Genomic DNA, 18124 nt, shown 5'->3' with positions numbered 1-18124 from the left:
TTGCCGCGCGGTGATGCCGACGAATGCAGGCGGCCTTGGCAAGGGCAGGGCAAGACCCTGTGGAAAATCTCCAGGCTCGTCATTCCCGCGAACGCGGGAATCCAGGGCCTTTCGTGCGAGAACGTTTGAAGTCGCTGGATATTCGGCTTCGCCGAAGTAAAGCAGAGCCCGCGTTCGCGGGAATGACGTTCTTGGGGATGGCGCTGAAGTCTCGGAGTATTCAGCTTTGCTGCGCATCTGAAGCGGAGCGTTCGAACAGACCCCAAGCCCACTTAGACCCGAAACATCGCGCGCCCGGCCGCAACCTCGCGACCGGGCGCGCAAGCGTATCAACAGGTCTGGTTATTGCCCGGCGCGACGTTGAGGATCGCGGCGTAGTTGCGGTAGTAAGTGCCGCGGTTGAGCATCTGCTGGTGGCCGATGCCGGTGGCGTTGCATTCGATGCCGCCGTTGATCGCGCGGATGGTTTCGCCGAACGCGCGCAGGTTCACCATCGCCTGGTGCGGGGTGTTGCTGGCGCCGCCGCGTTGGGTCATCCAGTACCACAGCGCGGTCTGCCACGAGATCGCCGAATTGGTCGCGACCAAGTCCGGATCGTTGAGCAGGTTCAAGCCGAGCGCGCTGCCGGCGGAGGCGTAGTTGTAGTTCCAGCTCAGCTGGATCGGGCCGCGGCCGTAGTACTGCTTGTTGCCGCAGGTGCCGGCCGGCTGGCAGTAGTGATTCCAGTTGGCCTGGTTCAATTCGCGGATGTACTGCAACGCGCCGGTTTCCTGGTTGACGTTGGCCAGGAACGCCGCCGCTTCCTGGCGCGCGATGGTGTCGCCGCCTTCTTTCGCGAAGTTGGGATACGAGCGGATCGCCGCGACCAGTCCGGCGTAGGTGTAGAAGGGATTGCGGTTCGGGAACATCTGGTTGAACTGCGCTTCGGTCACCACGAAACCGCCGGTCGGCGGCGTGCCGTCGCAGGTGGTCGGCTGCCAGTACCAAGTGCTGATGGTCGGATCGGTGCCGTCGCTGCCGTTGGTGCCGACGTTGACCAGCTTGTAGTACTGGCCGTTGGGCGGATAACGCACGATGGTGCCGAGCGTGTAGTTGACCCCGCGCGTCCAGTCCACGGAATTGCAGGCCGCGGCGGGAGCGACGATGGCGGTGGCGCGCAAAGTGTCGGACGTGTCCGCCGCCGCGGCTTGCGGAGCGGCGAAGGCGGCGGGGGCACAGAGCAGGCCGAACAGGCCGGCGGCCCAGGCGCCAGTGCGGCGCGAGTGGATGGGTGCGTTCATTTCGTATCCTCAGGCAATGGACTCTCGGTCCCCCCGGGGTACGCATGCCGCACAACCGCGACGAATGCGTGGACTTGCGATTGGCGGCGATCTAATCGTTATGGAATAAGGTCTTCGTGCAGCGCGCCCGCGATGGAGCGCGGCCGTCCCATGCGCCGCGTTGCCGCGGCCGGTGCGATATCCGGACGCTGCCGCGTGTAGCGGCGTGGCGACGCTGGTGGGCGACCCGCGGGCGACTGTAACGATGCGGTAAAGATGAATCCGGGCAGCGGTCGCGAAAAAGGCCTCGGCCGCGCGATGCCTGCGCAATCCGGTGCGCGCGTACGCTGCCGGGGCGACCGCGGTCGCATTTGCGTTGCGATGCGGCAACCGTTTTCACCCGCGGCGCGGTATAAACCGCAGGACGCAACACGGCGGACGCGGCCACGCGGCCGTCGTCAACCGGCCCAGGGCGCCGCGCCCGAGGCCGCGCAGCAGCGAGGTGCAGCGATGAAGCGCAATGCGAACACGGCAATCGCGATGGCCACGGCAGTGGCGCTGAGCCTGATTCTGGGCGCCTGCGGCGGCCCGGGCGAACGCCAGGCCGCGGCCAAGCCGGCGCAGCCGGCCGGCGAGCCGCTGGACCCGGCCAAGACCGCCGAACGTCTGGTCAAGATGCGCAGCCAGGCGCTCGGCGGCGATCAGCAGGGCCTGCAGCAGAACCTGAAGGCGCTCAACGACGACGTCAATCGCTCGATCCGTCTGGCCGATCCGGCGCGCCGCATCGATCGCGAGAACGCGCGCATCGCCGCCAAGGGCGTCAAGGGCGTGCGTTCGGTGGTGTGGCTCGACAGCGAGAATCTGTTCGTGATCGTCAATCGCAACGCCGAGCGCAGCTACGGCACCATCGATTCGATCTGCGGCGAGCTCGAGCCTTTGGGCGATACGCTCGGCGTGGTGGTCAACGTGCAAAGCGGCGCGGCGCGCAACGGCGATGAACTCGAAATCCTCAGCCGCAACTGCCAGCTCAAGCCCGGCGAGCGCGCGATGATGCAGGCCAATCGTCAGGTCGATGCCTTGCCGCCGCAGGTGCGCGCGCAGCACCGCGCCAACGCCGACGCGGCCCTGCGCGCCGAACGCGCGGAAGACCGCCAGGAAAGCGATCGCATCATCCAGGCCGGCACGCCGGAGATGTAGGCACGGCAGCCCGGCCGCATCAGCGCTTGCGCCGGGTTCGAATCCGAAGCGGATGCAGGCTAGTCGCGCGCCGACAGGTGTGCGCGGGCGCGCGATGACCGACAATGCCCGTCCCACATCCCTGAGGTGAACCCATGATCCAGCGATTCGACGTCGGCGCGCGCCTGTCCGAAATGGCGGTCTATAACGGCGTGGCTTATCTGGCCGGGCAAGTGCCCGACAGCGAGGACCTCGACATCGCCGGCCAGACCCGCGAGACCCTGGCCTCGATCGACGCGCTGCTCGCGCGCGCCGGCACCGACAAGAGCCGCATTCTGATGGCGCAGATTTTTCTCACCGACATGGCCGATTTCGCCGGCATGAACGCGGTATGGGACAGCTGGGTCGTTCCCGGCCACACGCCGCCGCGCGCGACCGTGCAGGCGCCGCTGGCGAATCCGAAGTTCAAGGTGGAAATCGTGGTGACGGCGGCGGTCGCGAGCGAGTAAGCGCCGCGCCGCCGATGCGGCGCGAAGGTTTCGCGCCGCATCTTTCATGCCTGTTTTTCGCATCTTCGACCGCGCCATCCGATCCACGTTTGGATCGCACCGTCGCCGGTTTCGCTGACTAGCGCAGCGATATTTTCGATCGACATCCGCCGCGAAATTTTATTCGCGTCGATGCGCGCGCACGCGTCGAACTCCGCATCGATCGACGCAATCGTCTGATCTTTCGCCCGCGCCGGTTCATGTACCTCTTCGAAGTTCTGTGATCGCCCTCAACGATCATTTAGAAGCGCCGTTCGTATTCGCATGGACGCGGTCGCCCGCGCGGGCGCAGTGTCGGCGGGCGTCTTCGCGACGCGAGCAGCACGGACGTTGCCGTCCGGTGTTTTCCAAGATCGCACCCACCGAGCCGTCGCCCGCACGGGCGGCGTTTGTCGAACCTTTCTGGAGAGAACCGCATGAACCGTCGCCGCATCCCGCTCACGGCCCTGGCCGTGGCGCTCGCTATTACGCCGTTGCTGTCGCTCGCGCAGGCCGCGCCCGCCGCGCCCGCGAGCGGTTTCGAACTCGATCTGGGCGGATTGCGTTTCGATCCGCTCAAAAGCAAACCCGTGCAGGCTGCCAGCGCCTGGGGCCGCACCCGCGCCGACGGCGAAGACTGGCGTCTGGTGCAATTCAAGGGCCCGGTGCAACAAGCATGGCTGGACGAATTACGTCGCGCCGGCCTGGAACCGGTGCAATACCTGCATCCGTACACCTATATCGCCTGGGGCAAGCGCGATGCACTCAACCGTCTGGCCGGGCAAGCCGAGGTGCGTTGGAGCGGCGACTTCCTGCCGGCGTATCGCGTGCAGCCGGAACTGCGCAAAGCCGCGACCGGGCCGGTGCAGGTCAGCGTGATCAGCCATCGCGGCAGCGCTGAAGTCGGCGCCAGCCTGAGCAAGATCGGCGTGGCCGACATCGGCGCCGGCAGCAAGATTCTCGATCGCAGCCTGCAGACGCAGACCGTGCAGATTCCCGCTGACCAGATCGCCGCGCTGGCGCAGACGCCGGGCGTGTACAGCGTGCAGACCGTGCCCACCGACGGCGGCCTGCGCGGCGAGATGAGCAGCCAGATCAACGCCGGCAACGTCAATGCGAGCAATCTGGCCGTGCCCGGTTATCTGAGCTATCTCAGCGGCCTGGGCGTGAACGGCACCGGCGCGATCATCGCCAACGTCGATGGCGGCATCTATCACACCCATCCTGATCTGGCCGCGCGCATGACCACCTGCACCGGCACCACCTGCGGCGGTTCGGCCAGCAGCGCGCACGGCACCCACACCGCGGCGATCATGGCCGGCGACGGCGCTTCCAACGCGCGCGCCACCGCGTCCACCGGCAGCTTCCTGCGCGGCCTGGGCGTCGCGCCGGGCGCCAAGCTGGTCGAGCAAGTGTATTCGCCGACCTACACCCAGGCCGGCGGCATGTTGGCGTTGATGACGCAGTCGGTGCGCAACCGCGCGACCATTTCCGGCAATAGCTGGGGCCCGTCGGGAACGCCGCGCGGCTACGACGGCGACACGCGTCAGGTCGATGTCGGCGTGCGCGACGCGGACCCGAATGCGCCCGGCGATCAGCCGCTGAACTACGTGCTGTCGTTCATGAACGGCAACGGCGGCACGCAGAGCCAGGGCTCGCCGGACGAAGCCAAGAACACTTTCACCATCGGCTCGACCAAGGGCCAGACCTCGGCGACCGTGCAGATCGCCGCGATCAACGATCTGTCCAGCAACACCGCGCACGGTCCGGCGCGCGACGGCCGCCGCATTCCGGGCATGGTCGCACCGGGTTGCTCGATCGATTCGGCCAACAGCGCGACCGGCCACGGCCTGATGTGCGGCACCAGCATGGCCTCGCCGCAAGTGGCCGGCGCCAGCGCCTTGTTCACGCAGTACTACCGCAGCCGCGCCGGCGTCGATCCGAGCCCGGCGCTGACCCGCGCGGCGTTCACCGCGGTGGCGCAGAACCTCGTCGGCAAGCTCGACGCCGACGGCGTCACCTTGACTACCGCGCCCGACGCCAAGCAGGGCTGGGGACGGATGCTGATCGAACCGGTGCTGCGTCCGGCGCAGACGGTGCAGTACATCGACCAGAGCCACGTGTTCAACAACTCCGGCGAAAGCTGGACGCGCACGTTCACCGCCGCCGATCCGAGCAAGCCGGTGCGGATCATGCTGGTGTGGACCGACGCCCCGGGCCACGGCCTGGGCGGCACCACGCCGGCCTGGAACAACAATCTGGATTTGCGCGTGACCGCGGGCGGCAACACTTATCTCGGCAACGTGTTCGCCGCCAGCGGCTGGTCGGCGACCGGCGGCGCGGCGGATGCGCGCAACAACAACGAGGGCGTGTTCCTGCAGCCGGCGCAGCATGGCGGCAGTGTGAGCGTCGTGGTGCGTGCGACCGATATCAACTCGAATGGTCTGCCGAATTCTGGCGACGATACCGATCAGGATTTTGCGCTGGTTTGCTACAACTGTGCGGCTAGTTTGTAAGCGGCGTTGACGACAGAAAAGCGCTCTAAGCCCCTCTCCCGCTTGTGGGGTGAGGGGACGCTGCTTGCGAGCCACTGGCTCGCGCGTCCGCGAACGCCCAAACGCTATGCGTTTGGGCCGGGGTGGGGTTGGGGTGAGGGTGTGGGTAGCGGTGAGGCTTCATGCAAGAGTATTCGCGCCTACGGCGCTCAGCCCTCACCCCAGCCCTCTCCCGCAAGCGGGAGAGGGAGTTCAACAGCTTCGCCGGGCAAAGAAGTCATCACTTCGTAGCATCAGGTCTTGATGTCGCTACCGTCCACCCCTCACGCCGCCAACACCTGCTCCCGCCGCCGCGCCGCCTCCATGAACGCCATCAACACCGGCCGTCCCGGCAGCAATTCCGGAAAACGATGATCGTGAAACTCCGGATGCCACTGCACGCCGACCACGAAGCTGTCGCCGTTGCCGCGGATGCATTCGGGAATGCCGTCCTCCGACCAGGCCTCGACTTCCAGCCCCGCGCCCAGATCCTTCACGCCCTGGTGATGGATCGAGTTGACCCGCGGATCGGCCACCTGCGGATACAGCGACGACAGCCAACCGTCTTCGCGCATGCGCAGCGAATGCGCGTGTTCGTCGTATTGCGCCGGAATATAGTGCTGCGCGCGCGTCGCGCCGCCGCCGACCAGATCCTGGTACAGACTGCCGCCATGGGCGACATTGATCAGCTGCATGCCGCGGCAGATGCCCAGCACGGGCTTGCCCGCATCGACGAAGGCGCGCAGCAGATTGAGTTCGAACCGGTCGCGCTCCGGATCGGTGGTCATCAGCAGTTCGCTGGGACGCTCGCCATAGGCCACCGGATCGATGTCGGCGCCGCCTTGCAGAATCAAGCCGTCCAGCGAACGCGCGTAATCGCGCACCGACAGATCGGTGGCCTGGACCGCGCCCTGGGCATCGACGGTGGGAATCATCACCACGATCGCGCCGCTGGCCATCACCCAGTGCGCCATCGACTGCTCGAGGTATTGCAAAGTCTTGTTGCGGAAACCGTATTCGGGCGGCAGGTTGCGCATCAGGCGCGGCGACAGGCCGATCAGCAGTTTGCGGGCGGGCGAGGGCATGACGGATATCCGTAAGGGCGGGTGTCAGACGGTGGAGTCGATGGCGACGGTGGTTTCCAGCAACCAGTCCACCACGGCCTTGAGCGCGTTGGCGCGGCTGGCGCCGCTCTGGCGATGCTGGCGGTACAGCGCCAGCTGAGTGTGCGCGCTGGTGCCGCGCGCGACGATGTCGTCCAGGCCCGCCAGCGCCTGCGTGCAATCCAGTTGCCGCGCGTCTTCCGCGCACAACTCGCGCAGGCGCTGCAACTGTGCCAGCGCCGGCTCGGTGTTGCCCTGTTCGTCGATGAAATCCGCCTGCAGGCCGAAGCGTTTCGCGCGCCAGCGGTTCTCGTCGATGATGCGGCGGGTGGCGGCGTTGCACGGCGGCGCCTGCGCCGGGCGCTGCGACAGATGCCGCATCAGACAGCGGTACAGGGCCGCGATCGCCAGACTGTCGTCCAGGCGCGTGCAGGCGTCGGCGATGCGCAGCTCGACAGTGGGAAAATTCGGCGACGGACGGATCGCCCACCACAGCGAACCTGCATCGGCGATCGCGCCGGCGCGCTGCAGCACCGCGGCGAAGGCGTCGTAATCGGCTTCGTCTTCGAAGAAGTCCGGAATGCCGGTACGCGGCCATTCGTCGTACATGGCCTGGCGGTAGCTCATCAGGCCGGTGTTGCCGCGGTCCCAGAACGGTGAGGACGTGGACAGTGCCAACAGTAGCGGCAGCCACGGCATCGCCCGGTTCATCACCTGCACCCGATCGACGCCGTCGGGCAACTGCACGTGCACGTGCAGGCCGCAGACCTGGCTGCGGCGGGCGACGATCTGGAAGTCCTCCACCAAGCGCCGATAACGTGGCTTGTCGGTCTGGGCCTGCTCGCGCCATTGCCCGAGCGGATGCGTGCCGGCGGCGAGCAAGGCCAGCCCGTGCTCGTGCGCCAGTTCCGACAGGCCGTGGCGCAACTCGCCCAGCTGGCGCCGGGCCTGAGCGATGTCGCATTGCACCGGCGAAGCGATTTCGATCTGTGCTTGCTGCAGCTCGCTTTCGATCGCGTCGCCTAGTTGTGCGCGGGCGCGCTTGAGCAGACGGGCCGGGACTTGCGCGGCGAGCAGGCGGCTGTGCGGACGCACGAGGAAGAATTCCTCCTCGATGCCGAAGCTGTAATCGCACAGCGCGCTCATGGCCGCCGGCCCCGGGACTGCGAACGGTGTGGGTTCGTCATGCGCCCAAGGTAGCGTTCCGGATGTAAGCGCGAGTTGAAGAGCGCGCGGGCCGGGCGTGCACGGCGGTGAACTCTGCCGCAACGGCGGGCGGATGCGGGCGGGCTTTGCTGCAGTTGGCGCGATCAGTCCGCCGCGGCGCCGTGGCCTTGCGCGAGTGCGGCGACGAAATCGACGAAGGCGCGCAGTTTCGCCGCCGGCAGATGCCGCGAGGGATACAGCGCGTACAGCGGGAACGCTTCGCCTTGCCAGTCCGTCAGCACCTGCGTCAGCTGGCCGCTGTCGATGAAGCGCTGCACGCCGATCGCCTTGACCCGGGCGATGCCGGCGCCGGACAGGCAGGCGCCGAGCATGCTGCCGAATTCGTTGACGGTGAGGCGGCCGTGCACTTTCACGCTGACGCGCTGGCGTCCGCGCCGATATTCCCAATCGGTCAGCGGTTGGCCGCTGAGCGAATCGCGCATCTGGATGCAGGCGTGATCGGCCAGTTCGCTCGGCGCGGCCGGCGCGCCGTGGCGTTCCAGATAAGCCGGCGCGGCGATGGTGATGGTGCGGGTGCGCAGCAGTTCGCGCGCGATCAGCGACGACGATGGCGGTGTGCCGAAGCGCACCGCCAGATCGAAACCTTCGCCGACCAGATCGCCGAGTTGCTCGCGCGTGACCAGATCCAGTTCCAGCCGCGGATGACGGTCGAGAAACGTGGACAAGTGCGGCGCCAGCATCATCCGGGCGAAGAACGGATCGACGTTGACCCGCAGCCGGCCGCGCACCGCCGCTGAGGCGTCGGTGGTCTGGCCGACCGCGTCCTCGATCCCGCTCATCAACGGACCGACCTGCGCGTACAGGCGCCGGCCTTCGTCGGTGAGGGTCATGGCGCGGGTGGTGCGATCGAGCAGGCGCACGCCGATGCGCGATTCCAGGCGCGCGATCGCCCGGCTCACGCCGGAAGGCGTCAGGCCCAGGCCATCGGCGGCGCGGGCGAAGCCGCCGGCCTCGACCACGGCCGCGAGCACGCCGATATTGGCCAACAGACGTCCGTCAACGCTCATGGATGTGGCTCCGACAGCGGTTCAGATGGCGATCCGCGGATTGATGACTGCATAGCATCAATGTTGTGAGTCTGGCGCGCTTCAGTCAATCGGTCGCGCTGCCTATCATGCCGCCACCGCAGCGCTCAGGTCTTGCTGCGGCGTAGCTACGCCGTCGCCGGCCGGTTCGAACCGCGCGCCTCGTCGCCACCTTTCTGCACGCAACGCGCCCGAATTCGCAAGGACATCTCATGTACGCCATCACTGGAATCAGCGGCCGCGTCGGCGGCGCCGCCGCGCGCGAACTGCTGGCCGCGGGCCGGAACGTGCGCGCCGTCGTGCGCGATCTCGACAAGGCCGCGCCGTGGCGCGAGCTGGGTTGCGAATCGGCCCAGGCCGAATTGCACGACGCCGACGCCCTGGCCGCGGCCTTCGCCGGCGCGGAGGCCGTGTTCGTGCTGCCGCCGCCTGATTTCGATCCCGAGCCCGGCTTCCCGGCTGTGCGCGAACGCGCCGCCGCGATCTGCGAGGCCTTGCGGCGCGCAAAACCGAAGCGCGTGGTGTCGTTGTCCACCGTCGGCGCCCAGGCCGCGCACAGCAATCTGCTGAGCCAGCACACGCTGATGGAGCAGGCGCTGGCGGAACTGCCGATGCCGGTGTGCGTGCTGCGGCCGGCGTGGTTTCTCGACAACTGCGCCTGGGACATCGAGACCGCGCGCGACAGCGGCCGCTACGAGAGTTATCTGCAACCGCTGGAGCGGCCGATCGCGATGGTCGCCAGCGTCGATGTCGGCCGCGTCGCCGCGCAACTGTTGATGGAACCGGCGCAACACTCGCGCGTGGTCGAGCTGGAAGGGCCGCGACCGGTGTCGCCGCGCGATATCGCCGCGGCTCTGGCGCGCGCTTTGCAGCGCGATGTGGCAGCGCACGTGCTGCCGCGCGATCAATGGCAGGCGCGGTTCATCGCGCAAGGCATGAAGCATCCCGAACCGCGCATGCGCATGCTCGATGGCTTCAACGAGGGCTGGATCGACTTCGAGTCCGCGCCGCCGTCGCGCCGCCGCGGCCAGACTGGCCTCGACGCCGTGCTGCAAGCGCTGGTGTGAAGCCGAGCAACGCAAAGCGCACCGCATCGTCGCGACGATGCGGTGCGCCGGGTTGCGCGGATCGTCACGACCCGCGCGTTGCCGCAATTGTGCGGATCAGTCGATGGTGACCGCCGAAACCGGACGGGTCGAGTTGACGGTGATGGTCGAGGGGCTGGCGCTGGCTTCCACGCGCACCGCGATCAAGCCCAGGCCGCCGACCGAGACGCTGCCGCCCAGGCCCAACTGCGCGGCCTGGTGGGTCACCGTCACGTGGTTGGTGCCGGCGCCGCTCGCAGCGGCCTGGTTGAGCACCAGCGCGCCGCCGACCGGCACTTCCACCGGCAGGCCGAGCACGACCAGACGCAGACGGCCGCCGACCGGCACAGTGAAGTTGCGCGGAATCGGCGAGGGCAGGGTGATGACGTTGCCGCCGGCGATGCGCACGTCGGCGACGGTCGAGGTGGCCTGGCATTGCAGACGGGTGTCGCCCGACAGCGAATCGCACGACAGGCTGCCGCGCAGGCCCTGCGCGGTGACCAGGTTCTGCACCAGGCTTACGCCGGCGGCTTCCGAGAAACCGTCGAGCGCGGTCGCGCCGGTCAGGTTGGTGTAGTCGGCGCGCTGATGCACGGTGTCGAGCTTCACCACGTTGACCAGACCGAGCAGACTCAGGTCGATGCCGACCGCGCTCTTGTCGTCGTTGCCGGCGGCGGTGACCTGCGCTTGTCCGGCGCAGGGCAGCGGCAGCGTGGTGTTGATGCCGAGCACGGTGACGGTCACGCTGCCGCTGACGGCGCAGGCCTTGACCGCGGCCGAGGCCACTTCCGAGCTTTGCGCGGCGGCGTTGTTGGCGGCGAAGGTCAGGCCCAGGGCGCAGACGATGGCGCTCAGGCGGGCGGAGCGGAGGGTGCGTTGATTCATGGTGTTTACCTGCTCAGTTGAGTGATGAAGTCGCGGATGAAATCCGTCGAGGTATTGGCTTGCTCAAGTCGTTGTCGCTCGATGCCGGCATCGCGCAGCCGCCGTCCACGGCGAGGGGAGCCGTGATCGGGCCGATTGCTTGAATGCCGCGGATAAACCCCTGGTACGCGAAGCGGCCGTGGCCGTTCCGCCAACTGCAGTCAGGACGCAAGCCTCGCGATGGCGGGCTTGGACGCAAAGTGTGGTGACACGTGATTCGTTCGGATTGTGAGCCGCATCCGTTGCGCCGGGGCGCCGGTGTTCGGGGGTGACCGATGCCTCGTGGTTGGTGCGGGCAAAGAGTAGAAAACCGCCGGTGCGCGAAACCTTGATGCTTCGCGCATTAGTCGCCGGGCTTAAGTCCGTTTTGCCGATCTGCGATGGATTCGTCGCTGCGCTTGTGCGCGCGGATCGGTTGCAACTCTATCCGTGCTTGCAATTCGCTCGGCGAAGCGCATGCGGTTGTGCGCGAGATCGATTCGCGGGCGTGATGCGCGGCTGGGTTTGGCGATCGCATCGCCGCGCATCTGAACGTGTTTTGTTTTCGCTGTTTCCGCAGCGGAAGTTTAATTTCGCGCGGATGCAAAAATACTGGGGCGCATGGTCGCGATGCGCATTTGCTTGTTGTGGGAGGGAGCTTCAGCCCCGATGCTTTTCGATCCGCAGTGGGAAGACTCTCAGCGTCGGATCGAAAAGCATCGGGGCTGAAGCCCCTCCCACAAAAGACCTCGACGCCGCTGATCAGCTTTGCGCGAACGCCTCGCGTTCTTGCGCGCTCAATGCCGGCATCACCGCCCGCCCTTGCGCCGCCGATTCGACAGCGGCTTCCAGCACCGCCATCAACGCCACCGCCTGCGCGGGCGCGACCGGATTCGGGCCCTGGCCGCGCAAGGCGTCGCGCACGGCCATGTAATAACGACGCTGATCGCCCGGCGGCGTCGGCACGCGGCTGACCGCGCCGTGTTCGTCGTGCCACAGCTGCGCGTCGTCGTCCTCGCCCCAGCCGTCGGCGCCGGGCACGATCCCGGCCAGCAACTGCGCTTCTTGTTGATCGGCGCGCGGCTTGATCAGGCTACCGCGGCTGCCGTGCACGATGAAGCGCGGGCTGCCGCCGGCGACCAGCATGCTGGCGTGAAGCACGACCCGGCGCCGGCCGTATTCGAACACCACATGCGCCCAGTCGGCGACGGCGGCGCCGTCGCGCTGCACCGCCAGGCTGGCGATCACGCGCTCGGGCAGGCCGAACAACTGCAAGGCCTGATCGGCCAGATGCGGGCCCAGGTCCCACCACACGCCGGTGCCGGGGCCGGCCTGTTCGCGCCAACGTTCGCGCACCTGCGGGCGGAAGCGGTCGATATGCGATTCCAGATGCACCACTTCGCCGAGACGGCCGTCGTCGATGGCCTGCTTCACCGCGAGATAGTCGCTGTCCCAGCGGCGGTTCTGGAACACCGACAGCAATCGGCCGTGCTGCGATGCTAATGCCGCCAGTTCGCGCGCTTCGGCCAAGTCCAGGGTGAACGGCTTATCGACCACCACGTGCTTGCCGGCGGCGAGCGCGGCGCGGGCGAGCGGGGCATGGCTGTGGTTGGGCGTGGCGATCACCACCAGATCCGCGCGCGCGTCGGTGACCGCGGCGATCGGGTCGTCGATCACGATCGCCTGCGGGTGATCGGCCTGCACCTTGGCGGCGTCGCGCGAGCCGACCAGGCTCAGCGTCAGCCCCGGCGTGGCCGCGATCAGCGGCGCGTGAAAGGTCTTGCCGGCGAAGCCGTAGCCGACCAGTGCGACGCGGATGGAGGCATCGTTCATTGTGCGGACTCGTTGGGGGGAACTGGCACCTTGCCGGATCGCGCCGGCCGCGGCCAGAGGGCGCGGCACGGCCTGTGTGCGCAATGTGCGCAAAAGCTTTGCGCGGCCGGGCCTGGATGGAGTATCAATTCACCGTCCCCTGTCCGGAAACCTCGATGACTCCTGCCGCCGCGGCACCCGCCAACTCTCCCACCCGCGTGTTGTTCGCGAGTTTGATCGGCACCACCATCGAGTTCTTCGATTTCTACATCTACGCCACCGCCGCGGTGTTGGTGTTTCCGAAACTGTTTTTCCCCGCGGTCGATCCCACCACCGCGACCTTGCAATCGCTGGCGACCTTCGCCCTGGCGTTCTTCGCCCGGCCGGTGGGCGCGGCGGTGTTCGGCCACTTCGGCGACCGCATCGGGCGCAAGGCGACCTTGGTCGCGGCGTTGTTGACGATGGGCTTGTCCACGGTCGCCATCGGCCTGCTGCCCACTTACGCCAGCATCGGCATCCTCGCGCCGGCCTTGCTCGCGCTGTGCCGTTTCGGCCAGGGCCTGGGCCTGGGCGGCGAGTGGGGCGGCGCGGTGCTGCTGGCGACCGAGAACGCGCCGCCGGGCAAACGCGCGTGGTACGGCATGTTTCCGCAGTTGGGCGCGCCGATCGGGTTCTTTCTGTCCACCGGCATCTTCCTGTTGCTGACCGACACCATGGGCGATGAGGCCTTCTTCGCCTGGGGCTGGCGCATTCCGTTCCTGGCCAGCGCGGCGTTGGTGTTCGTGGGCTTGTGGGTGCGCCTGCGCATCAGCGAGACGCCGGCGTTCCAGAAGGCCATCGACCGGCACGAGCGGGTCAGGCTGCCGATGATCAAGGTGTTGATGCAGCATCCGGGTGCGTTGATCGCGGGCACCTTCGCCGCTTTGGCGACCTTCGTGCTGTTCTATCTGATGACGGTGTTCGCGCTGAGCTGGGGCACCTCCAAGCTGGGCTATTCGCGCGAACAGTTCCTGCTGCTGCAACTGGGCAGCGTGGTGTTCTTCGCTGTGACCATTCCGCTGGCGGCGCTGTTCGCCGACCGCCGCGGCCGGCGTCTGGCGATGATCCTGTCGACGCTGGCGGTGATGGTGTTCGGAGTCTTGTTCGAGGCATTGTTCTCGAGCGGAAACGCCTGGGGCACCTTGTTGTTCCTGGGCCTGGGGCTGGCGATCATGGGCCTGACCTACGGCCCGCTGGGCACGATCCTGTCGGAGATGTTTCCCACCTCGGTGCGCTACACCGGCGCCTCGCTGGCGTTCAATCTGGCCGGCATCCTGGGCGCCTCGCTGGCGCCGTCGATCGCGACGTGGCTGGCCAGCACCTACGGCCTGGCCTATGTCGGCTATTACCTGAGCGCGGCCGGCGCGCTGACCTTGATCGCCTTGCTGATGGTGCGCGAGGGCGACCCGGCGGTTTGACGGCGAGGGCGCGCAGGCGTGGAGAACGCCTGCGCCGCCGCTACGGGCGCGTGCCTTTGGCGGCCTGAAGCTTGGCCAGCAGAGCGGCCTTGTCGGCGACCTCTTCCGCGCTGAGCGCGTAATTCAGCGCTTGTTTGCCCTCGGTTTCGAAATAACCGCGGCGGTAGCGCGGCAGATCGTCGCCGCCGACATAGCCGGTCTGCACCAGCGCGTAGAACAGGCGCTCGTCCGGATCGCGGGCTAGGCTTAGATCGTAGAGCCGCACCCGCTCGCTCTGGCCGGGGTAAATCAGCCAGATCTTTTCCGGTGTTTCGCAATAAGCCCGGGTCACCGCCTGCTGCTGCGCGTCGGTCATCGCGACGGTGCCGTCCTGGTCGGTCTCGCCGCGCGCCAGCGCGATGCCGCCGTCGTTCTCGAATCCGTACAGACCCTCGGGCGTTTGCGAACTCAACGCGAACGCCCATGGCGTGAACGCCAGCGCATGGCCGCCCGGCCCGGGCGTGTCGGCGAGGCGATAGGCGATGGTGTCAGGGCAGGCGTAGGGCGGCCGCGAGGCCTGCGGCGCGTGGGCGCAGCCGGCGGCGATCAGTACCGTCAGCAGCGCGCAGACCCGCGCCGGAACAGCCGCGGAAGCGGCGATGCGCATGGGTTCGGTCACGTTGCGTCCTTGCCGGATTTGGCCTGGATTTCCAGCTGGGTCAGATACAGGCGCAGATCGAATTCGAGCTGATGGTAGTCGGCGCTCATGTGAGTGCACAGCTGGTAGAAGCTCTTGTCGTGCTCGCGGTGCTTGATGTGCGCGAGCTCATGCACCGCGATCATTTCCAGGAACTCGGCCGGCGCATCGCGGAACAAAGTCGCGATGCGGATCTCGCGCGCGGCCTTGAGCCGGCCGCCGTGCACGCGCGAAATCGCGGTATGCGTGCCCAGCGCGTGTTTCACCACGTGCAGCTTGTTGTCGTAGATCACCTTGTTGAGCGGATCGGCCTTGCGCATGTAGCGCTCTTTGATATCGACCACGTATTCGAACAAGGCCTTGTCGTCGCGCACCTCATGACCGGCGCTGTAGCGATCGCGCAGCATCTGCTGCAGGCGCCCGCTGTCGATCAGCGCGCGCACCTGGCTCAGTACGCGTTCGCCGTAACCCTGCAGATAGCGCAGTTCATCCATGTGGGCACGATACGGCAAACCCGTCCGGGGACGCGAGACTGGGGTTGATGGCGGTCTCGGTCCACGCATGAGGTTAGAAATTCCTGCGCAGAAGAAACCGCCCAGCCCAGGCAGAGGAACCTCCAGTCATAAACGCCGCCCGCTCGACTTGAGCTAGACCAAACCCCGCCATACTCTTGCCCGGATACATCACCCTGCGGGCTTTGCGACATGCATTATCTGGACCAGGACGTTCGATGCCTCACGCAAAGCCAGTTCAGCGTCGGCATAGGCAGCGCGAACTTTCTCGCGGCCATGGCCGCGGCCGGAACCGAATACGCGCGCGAACTGGCCGAGTACCCGCGCACGCAGCACGAGGCCTTGGCGAACCACTACATGAGCCTTCGCGGCATGGCCGCGCTCGATCTTTTCCTGCTGCGCGATCTGTTGTCCGAACACGGCCCGCGCGGAGCGATATTCGGCGCGTGGTTCGCCGCATTGTCGCCGCATGCCTCGTATCGCCAGCCCTTGCTGGATACGCTCGATCCGCAACACCGCCAGCATGCGCTTCATCTGGCGCTGCAGGCGATCGACGAGCTGGACGGCGCCGCGCCGTCCGAGTCGTCGATCGTTCTGGCGCAGATCCGTGCTTCGCTGGAGGCGCTGCCTAAGCCCGAATGTCAGCTGAGACTCGCTCCGTCGCCGGAACAGATATTGCATCTGGAAGCAGAGCGGCAGCGCATCGCCGATATCTATCGCCGCGACGGCGCTCAAGCCGCGCGCAGCGGTTTGAGCGGAACGATGCTCGCTTATTTCCAGATGGAGCATCGCGAATGGCGCCGGCTGGGTTGCCCCAGCGTCGAGCGCTATATGGCCGTTGTCGAGGCGTCGCCGGCGTGACGGCCGCGAACGACTATTCGAGCCTGCGCTCGTTGCTTGCGCGGTTTCTCGACGGCGACAACAGCCGGGTCCTCCTGCACGAGCTTGAGGGCGAACTCGCGGATTTGTTCTACGAGGAAGACGACACCCCCGGCGAACGCTTGCTCCACTCGATGGCGCTGTATCGGCCCGGCGGCGGTCCTTACCTGCTTGGCGACGAAGAAATGATCGGCGACGTTCGCCGCTTTCTCGTTTGGCTGGATCGCAACTTCCCGCCTTAGTCGAGCGGCCTGCGGATAAAAGCTCGCCGAACTTTACGACGGATACGCGGCGCACCGGACGCGACTGATCGCAGCCTTGAAGCAGGCGGGCGTGACCGGCCTGGAAGACGGCGCGCGCCAATGAGCGGCGCGCTCAAAAACTCGACAACCCGCTAGCCTCGCTGAAGCGATACCAGACCTTGCGCCACGCCGATTCGTCGGCGTAGGCGGGGTAGTCGGTGCTGATGTTGCGGCCGCCGCCGTTGCTCCAGCTTTGTTCGAAATACGCCGCGGCCTCGCGCGCGACCGGGGCATCGGCTTCGGCGACCACGCGGGCGCTGCTTTCCAGGTTGTAGTCGTCGAGGTTGCGGCGGGTGTAGTTGGCCGAGCCGGCGATCAGTTCGATCTTGCCATCGCGGTCGCTGCGCAGCAGCAGTTTGGCGTGGCATTGCTCGCCGTGGGTGTCGCACCAGCGCAGCGGCACGCCGGCTTCGTGCAGTTCGGAGGCGACCTGACGGTTGGGCACGCCGTTCTTCTTGCGGCCGAAAGCGTCTTCGTTCGGGTCGAGCAGCACGCGCACGCCGACGCCGCGTTTGTGTGCGGCGACCACGGCATCGACCAGTCGGCGATGGGAGAAATAGAACACCGCGATGTCCAGCCGGTCGCCGCCATGGGCGCCGTCGATCGCGGCGAGCAGGCCGTCGCGGATCTTGCTTTCGGTGAGGATCTGCACGCGCGGCGCCGAGGTGGTATCGACGATGCTTTCGCGCGGCACCGCGGTCGGCAGGCCTTGCGGCCAGGCGCCGCCCGACAGCGCGACAACGGCGCGCTCGCTGGCCAGCAGGTCCAGCGCGGCGGCGCCGCTGAAGCGCAGCGCGACGTTGCCGTGCAGGCTGCTGGCGTCGTGCGGATTGGCCGAGGCGACCAGCGCGGTCCAGTCTTCGCCCTGATCGACGATCAGGGTCTTGCGATGGTTGGCGTTTAGGTTCAGCAGCGCCAGCCAGCTGCGCAGGCTGACTTTGCCCGGGCCGAGCGGATTGGGCAGCCAGCCGTCGGCGTCGCTGTTGCCGGCCCAACTGCAGCACAGATGCCACAGGCCCGACCAGGTCGGGTTGGGCGTGCGCAGGCTACGCAGATCGGTGATCACCACTTCGACCCCGGCCGCGCGCAGCGCGTCCAGGCGCGGTGAGGGCAGACCGCCGTAGACGGTGTTGATCGGGTCGGTGATCAGCACCGCATGCAGGTCGGGCTGCGCGCGTTTGCGCGCGATCAAGGCATCGGCCAGTTCCTGGCTGAGTTTGCGGTACTGCGCGCCACTGGTTTCGCTGCCGAAATCGTTGAACAGGAACTGGTCCGCGACGATGACGCGCTGGGCCTGTCCGATCAGGCGCAGGGTTTCGTCGAACACGTGCTGATCGCTGTGGCGCACCTGCCCAGCGTCGGTCCAGGTGATGTCGGTCAGCAGTTCGACGTTCGTGGCCGTGCGCAGCGGGCCGGACTGACTGACTCCGGCCGGCAGCGGTTTGTAGACCTGATAGATGCCCATCGCGATCCAGGCCAGCAACAGCGCGGCGAACGCGCGTTTGAGCCAGCGGCGGAAGCGGCGCGGCGGCGGGGCGCCTGCGGTGGAATCGAGTGCGGAATCGGAAAACGACGACATGCGGATGATGAGAAGGTCCGGCCGGGGGAGGGATGCGGCCATGGTGTGAACCCGGGGCGGGTTATGCA

General features: G+C 67.1%; 16 protein-coding genes. 7 read left to right on the top strand and 9 right to left on the bottom strand.

Annotated features, from left to right (window positions below; genetic code table 11):
- Window positions 1–329: 329 nt before the first annotated feature.
- On the bottom strand, window positions 330–1280 hold the full coding sequence (locus AB4Y92_RS01940; protein ID WP_441818104.1) for a glycoside hydrolase family 19 protein: 951 nt from the start codon (window positions 1278–1280) through the stop codon (window positions 330–332).
- Window positions 1281–1769: 489 nt separating this feature from the next.
- Here AB4Y92_RS01940 and AB4Y92_RS01935 point away from each other — a divergent pair, with 489 nt between their 5' ends.
- The 3 genes from AB4Y92_RS01935 (at window position 1770) to AB4Y92_RS01925 (ending at window position 5478) form a co-directional block, all read left to right on the top strand.
- Window positions 1770–2456, top strand: coding sequence for a hypothetical protein (locus tag AB4Y92_RS01935; RefSeq protein ID WP_441818103.1), 687 nt, complete (start codon window positions 1770–1772; stop codon window positions 2454–2456).
- 134 nt (window positions 2457–2590) lie between these two features.
- Window positions 2591–2944 carry a RidA family protein gene (locus AB4Y92_RS01930; RefSeq protein ID WP_441818102.1) on the top strand — a complete coding sequence of 118 codons (354 nt, stop codon included), beginning with the start codon at window positions 2591–2593 and terminating at the stop codon, window positions 2942–2944.
- A 455-nt stretch (window positions 2945–3399) separates the two neighbouring features.
- Window positions 3400–5478, top strand: a complete 2079-nt coding sequence (locus AB4Y92_RS01925; protein ID WP_441818101.1) for a S8 family serine peptidase — start codon at window positions 3400–3402, stop codon at window positions 5476–5478.
- A gap of 302 nt (window positions 5479–5780) precedes the next feature.
- Here the strand turns inward: AB4Y92_RS01925 and AB4Y92_RS01920 are convergent, their stop codons facing one another.
- From AB4Y92_RS01920 to AB4Y92_RS01910, 3 genes are all read right to left on the bottom strand, one after another.
- On the bottom strand, window positions 5781–6581 hold the full coding sequence (locus AB4Y92_RS01920; protein WP_441818100.1) for a gamma-glutamyl-gamma-aminobutyrate hydrolase family protein: 801 nt from the start codon (window positions 6579–6581) through the stop codon (window positions 5781–5783).
- 24 nt (window positions 6582–6605) lie between these two features.
- Window positions 6606–7745: a carboxylate-amine ligase gene (locus AB4Y92_RS01915; protein WP_441818099.1), complete on the bottom strand. Its 1140-nt coding sequence runs from the start codon at window positions 7743–7745 to the stop codon at window positions 6606–6608.
- Window positions 7746–7909: 164 nt separating this feature from the next.
- Entirely contained in the window at window positions 7910–8833 is a 924-nt protein-coding gene (locus tag AB4Y92_RS01910; protein WP_441818098.1) for a LysR family transcriptional regulator, read from the bottom strand.
- Between the two features lie 230 nt (window positions 8834–9063).
- On the opposite strand from AB4Y92_RS01910, the gene AB4Y92_RS01905 reads away from it, so the two are divergent.
- Complete coding sequence (locus AB4Y92_RS01905) at window positions 9064–9918, top strand: NAD(P)H-binding protein (protein ID WP_441818097.1); 855 nt, start codon at window positions 9064–9066, stop codon at window positions 9916–9918.
- A gap of 96 nt (window positions 9919–10014) precedes the next feature.
- Here AB4Y92_RS01905 and AB4Y92_RS01900 read toward each other — a convergent pair whose 3' ends face one another.
- Window positions 10015–10821 carry a hypothetical protein gene (locus AB4Y92_RS01900; RefSeq protein WP_441818096.1) on the bottom strand — a complete coding sequence of 269 codons (807 nt, stop codon included), beginning with the start codon at window positions 10819–10821 and terminating at the stop codon, window positions 10015–10017.
- A gap of 780 nt (window positions 10822–11601) precedes the next feature.
- A complete protein-coding gene (locus AB4Y92_RS01895; RefSeq protein WP_441818095.1) occupies window positions 11602–12672 on the bottom strand; it encodes an oxidoreductase in 1071 nt (356 codons plus the stop codon).
- Between the two features lie 155 nt (window positions 12673–12827).
- Between AB4Y92_RS01895 and AB4Y92_RS01890 the strand changes: the two genes are divergently transcribed.
- Entirely contained in the window at window positions 12828–14108 is a 1281-nt protein-coding gene (locus AB4Y92_RS01890) for an MFS transporter (protein WP_441818094.1), read from the top strand.
- Between the two features lie 40 nt (window positions 14109–14148).
- On the opposite strand, the gene AB4Y92_RS01885 is transcribed toward AB4Y92_RS01890, so the two are convergent.
- Together AB4Y92_RS01885 and AB4Y92_RS01880 are read right to left on the bottom strand one after the other, a co-directional pair.
- Window positions 14149–14766, bottom strand: coding sequence for a hypothetical protein (locus AB4Y92_RS01885; RefSeq protein WP_441818093.1), 618 nt, complete (start codon window positions 14764–14766; stop codon window positions 14149–14151).
- Window positions 14763–15278, bottom strand: coding sequence for a YgjP-like metallopeptidase domain-containing protein (locus AB4Y92_RS01880; RefSeq protein ID WP_441818092.1), 516 nt, complete (start codon window positions 15276–15278; stop codon window positions 14763–14765). The genes AB4Y92_RS01885 and AB4Y92_RS01880 overlap by 4 nt, the downstream gene beginning before the upstream one ends.
- 210 nt (window positions 15279–15488) lie before the next feature.
- On the opposite strand from AB4Y92_RS01880, the gene AB4Y92_RS01875 reads away from it, so the two are divergent.
- The gene (locus tag AB4Y92_RS01875; protein ID WP_441818091.1) at window positions 15489–16157 is read left to right on the top strand and encodes a hypothetical protein; all 669 of its coding nucleotides are present in this window, start codon (window positions 15489–15491) and stop codon (window positions 16155–16157) included.
- Entirely contained in the window at window positions 16154–16417 is a 264-nt protein-coding gene (locus AB4Y92_RS01870; RefSeq protein WP_441818090.1) for a hypothetical protein, read from the top strand. Before AB4Y92_RS01875 ends, AB4Y92_RS01870 begins: the two co-directional genes overlap by 4 nt.
- Window positions 16418–16550: 133 nt before the next feature.
- On the opposite strand, the gene AB4Y92_RS01865 is transcribed toward AB4Y92_RS01870, so the two are convergent.
- Complete coding sequence (locus AB4Y92_RS01865) at window positions 16551–18056, bottom strand: phospholipase D-like domain-containing protein (RefSeq protein ID WP_441818089.1); 1506 nt, start codon at window positions 18054–18056, stop codon at window positions 16551–16553.
- Window positions 18057–18124 lie beyond the last annotated feature (68 nt).

It is taken from the genome of Lysobacter sp. TAB13 (assembly GCF_052113885.1).
Classification (GTDB): Bacteria; Pseudomonadota; Gammaproteobacteria; order Xanthomonadales; family Xanthomonadaceae; genus Lysobacter; species Lysobacter gummosus.
This window is presented reverse-complemented; position numbering and strand designations above follow the sequence as displayed.

Coding starts and splice junctions, on each gene's coding strand:
- AB4Y92_RS01940 (WP_441818104.1), bottom strand. CDS start 1,280: ATGAACGCACCCATCCACTCGCGCCGCACTGGCGCCTGGGCCGCCGGC.
- AB4Y92_RS01935 (WP_441818103.1), top strand. CDS start 1,770: ATGAAGCGCAATGCGAACACGGCAATCGCGATGGCCACGGCAGTGGCG.
- AB4Y92_RS01930 (WP_441818102.1), top strand. CDS start 2,591: ATGATCCAGCGATTCGACGTCGGCGCGCGCCTGTCCGAAATGGCGGTC.
- AB4Y92_RS01925 (WP_441818101.1), top strand. CDS start 3,400: ATGAACCGTCGCCGCATCCCGCTCACGGCCCTGGCCGTGGCGCTCGCT.
- AB4Y92_RS01920 (WP_441818100.1), bottom strand. CDS start 6,581: ATGCCCTCGCCCGCCCGCAAACTGCTGATCGGCCTGTCGCCGCGCCTG.
- AB4Y92_RS01915 (WP_441818099.1), bottom strand. CDS start 7,745: ATGAGCGCGCTGTGCGATTACAGCTTCGGCATCGAGGAGGAATTCTTC.
- AB4Y92_RS01910 (WP_441818098.1), bottom strand. CDS start 8,833: ATGAGCGTTGACGGACGTCTGTTGGCCAATATCGGCGTGCTCGCGGCC.
- AB4Y92_RS01905 (WP_441818097.1), top strand. CDS start 9,064: ATGTACGCCATCACTGGAATCAGCGGCCGCGTCGGCGGCGCCGCCGCG.
- AB4Y92_RS01900 (WP_441818096.1), bottom strand. CDS start 10,821: ATGAATCAACGCACCCTCCGCTCCGCCCGCCTGAGCGCCATCGTCTGC.
- AB4Y92_RS01895 (WP_441818095.1), bottom strand. CDS start 12,672: ATGAACGATGCCTCCATCCGCGTCGCACTGGTCGGCTACGGCTTCGCC.
- AB4Y92_RS01890 (WP_441818094.1), top strand. CDS start 12,828: ATGACTCCTGCCGCCGCGGCACCCGCCAACTCTCCCACCCGCGTGTTG.
- AB4Y92_RS01880 (WP_441818092.1), bottom strand. CDS start 15,278: ATGGATGAACTGCGCTATCTGCAGGGTTACGGCGAACGCGTACTGAGC.
- AB4Y92_RS01875 (WP_441818091.1), top strand. CDS start 15,489: ATGCATTATCTGGACCAGGACGTTCGATGCCTCACGCAAAGCCAGTTC.
- AB4Y92_RS01865 (WP_441818089.1), bottom strand. CDS start 18,056: ATGTCGTCGTTTTCCGATTCCGCACTCGATTCCACCGCAGGCGCCCCG.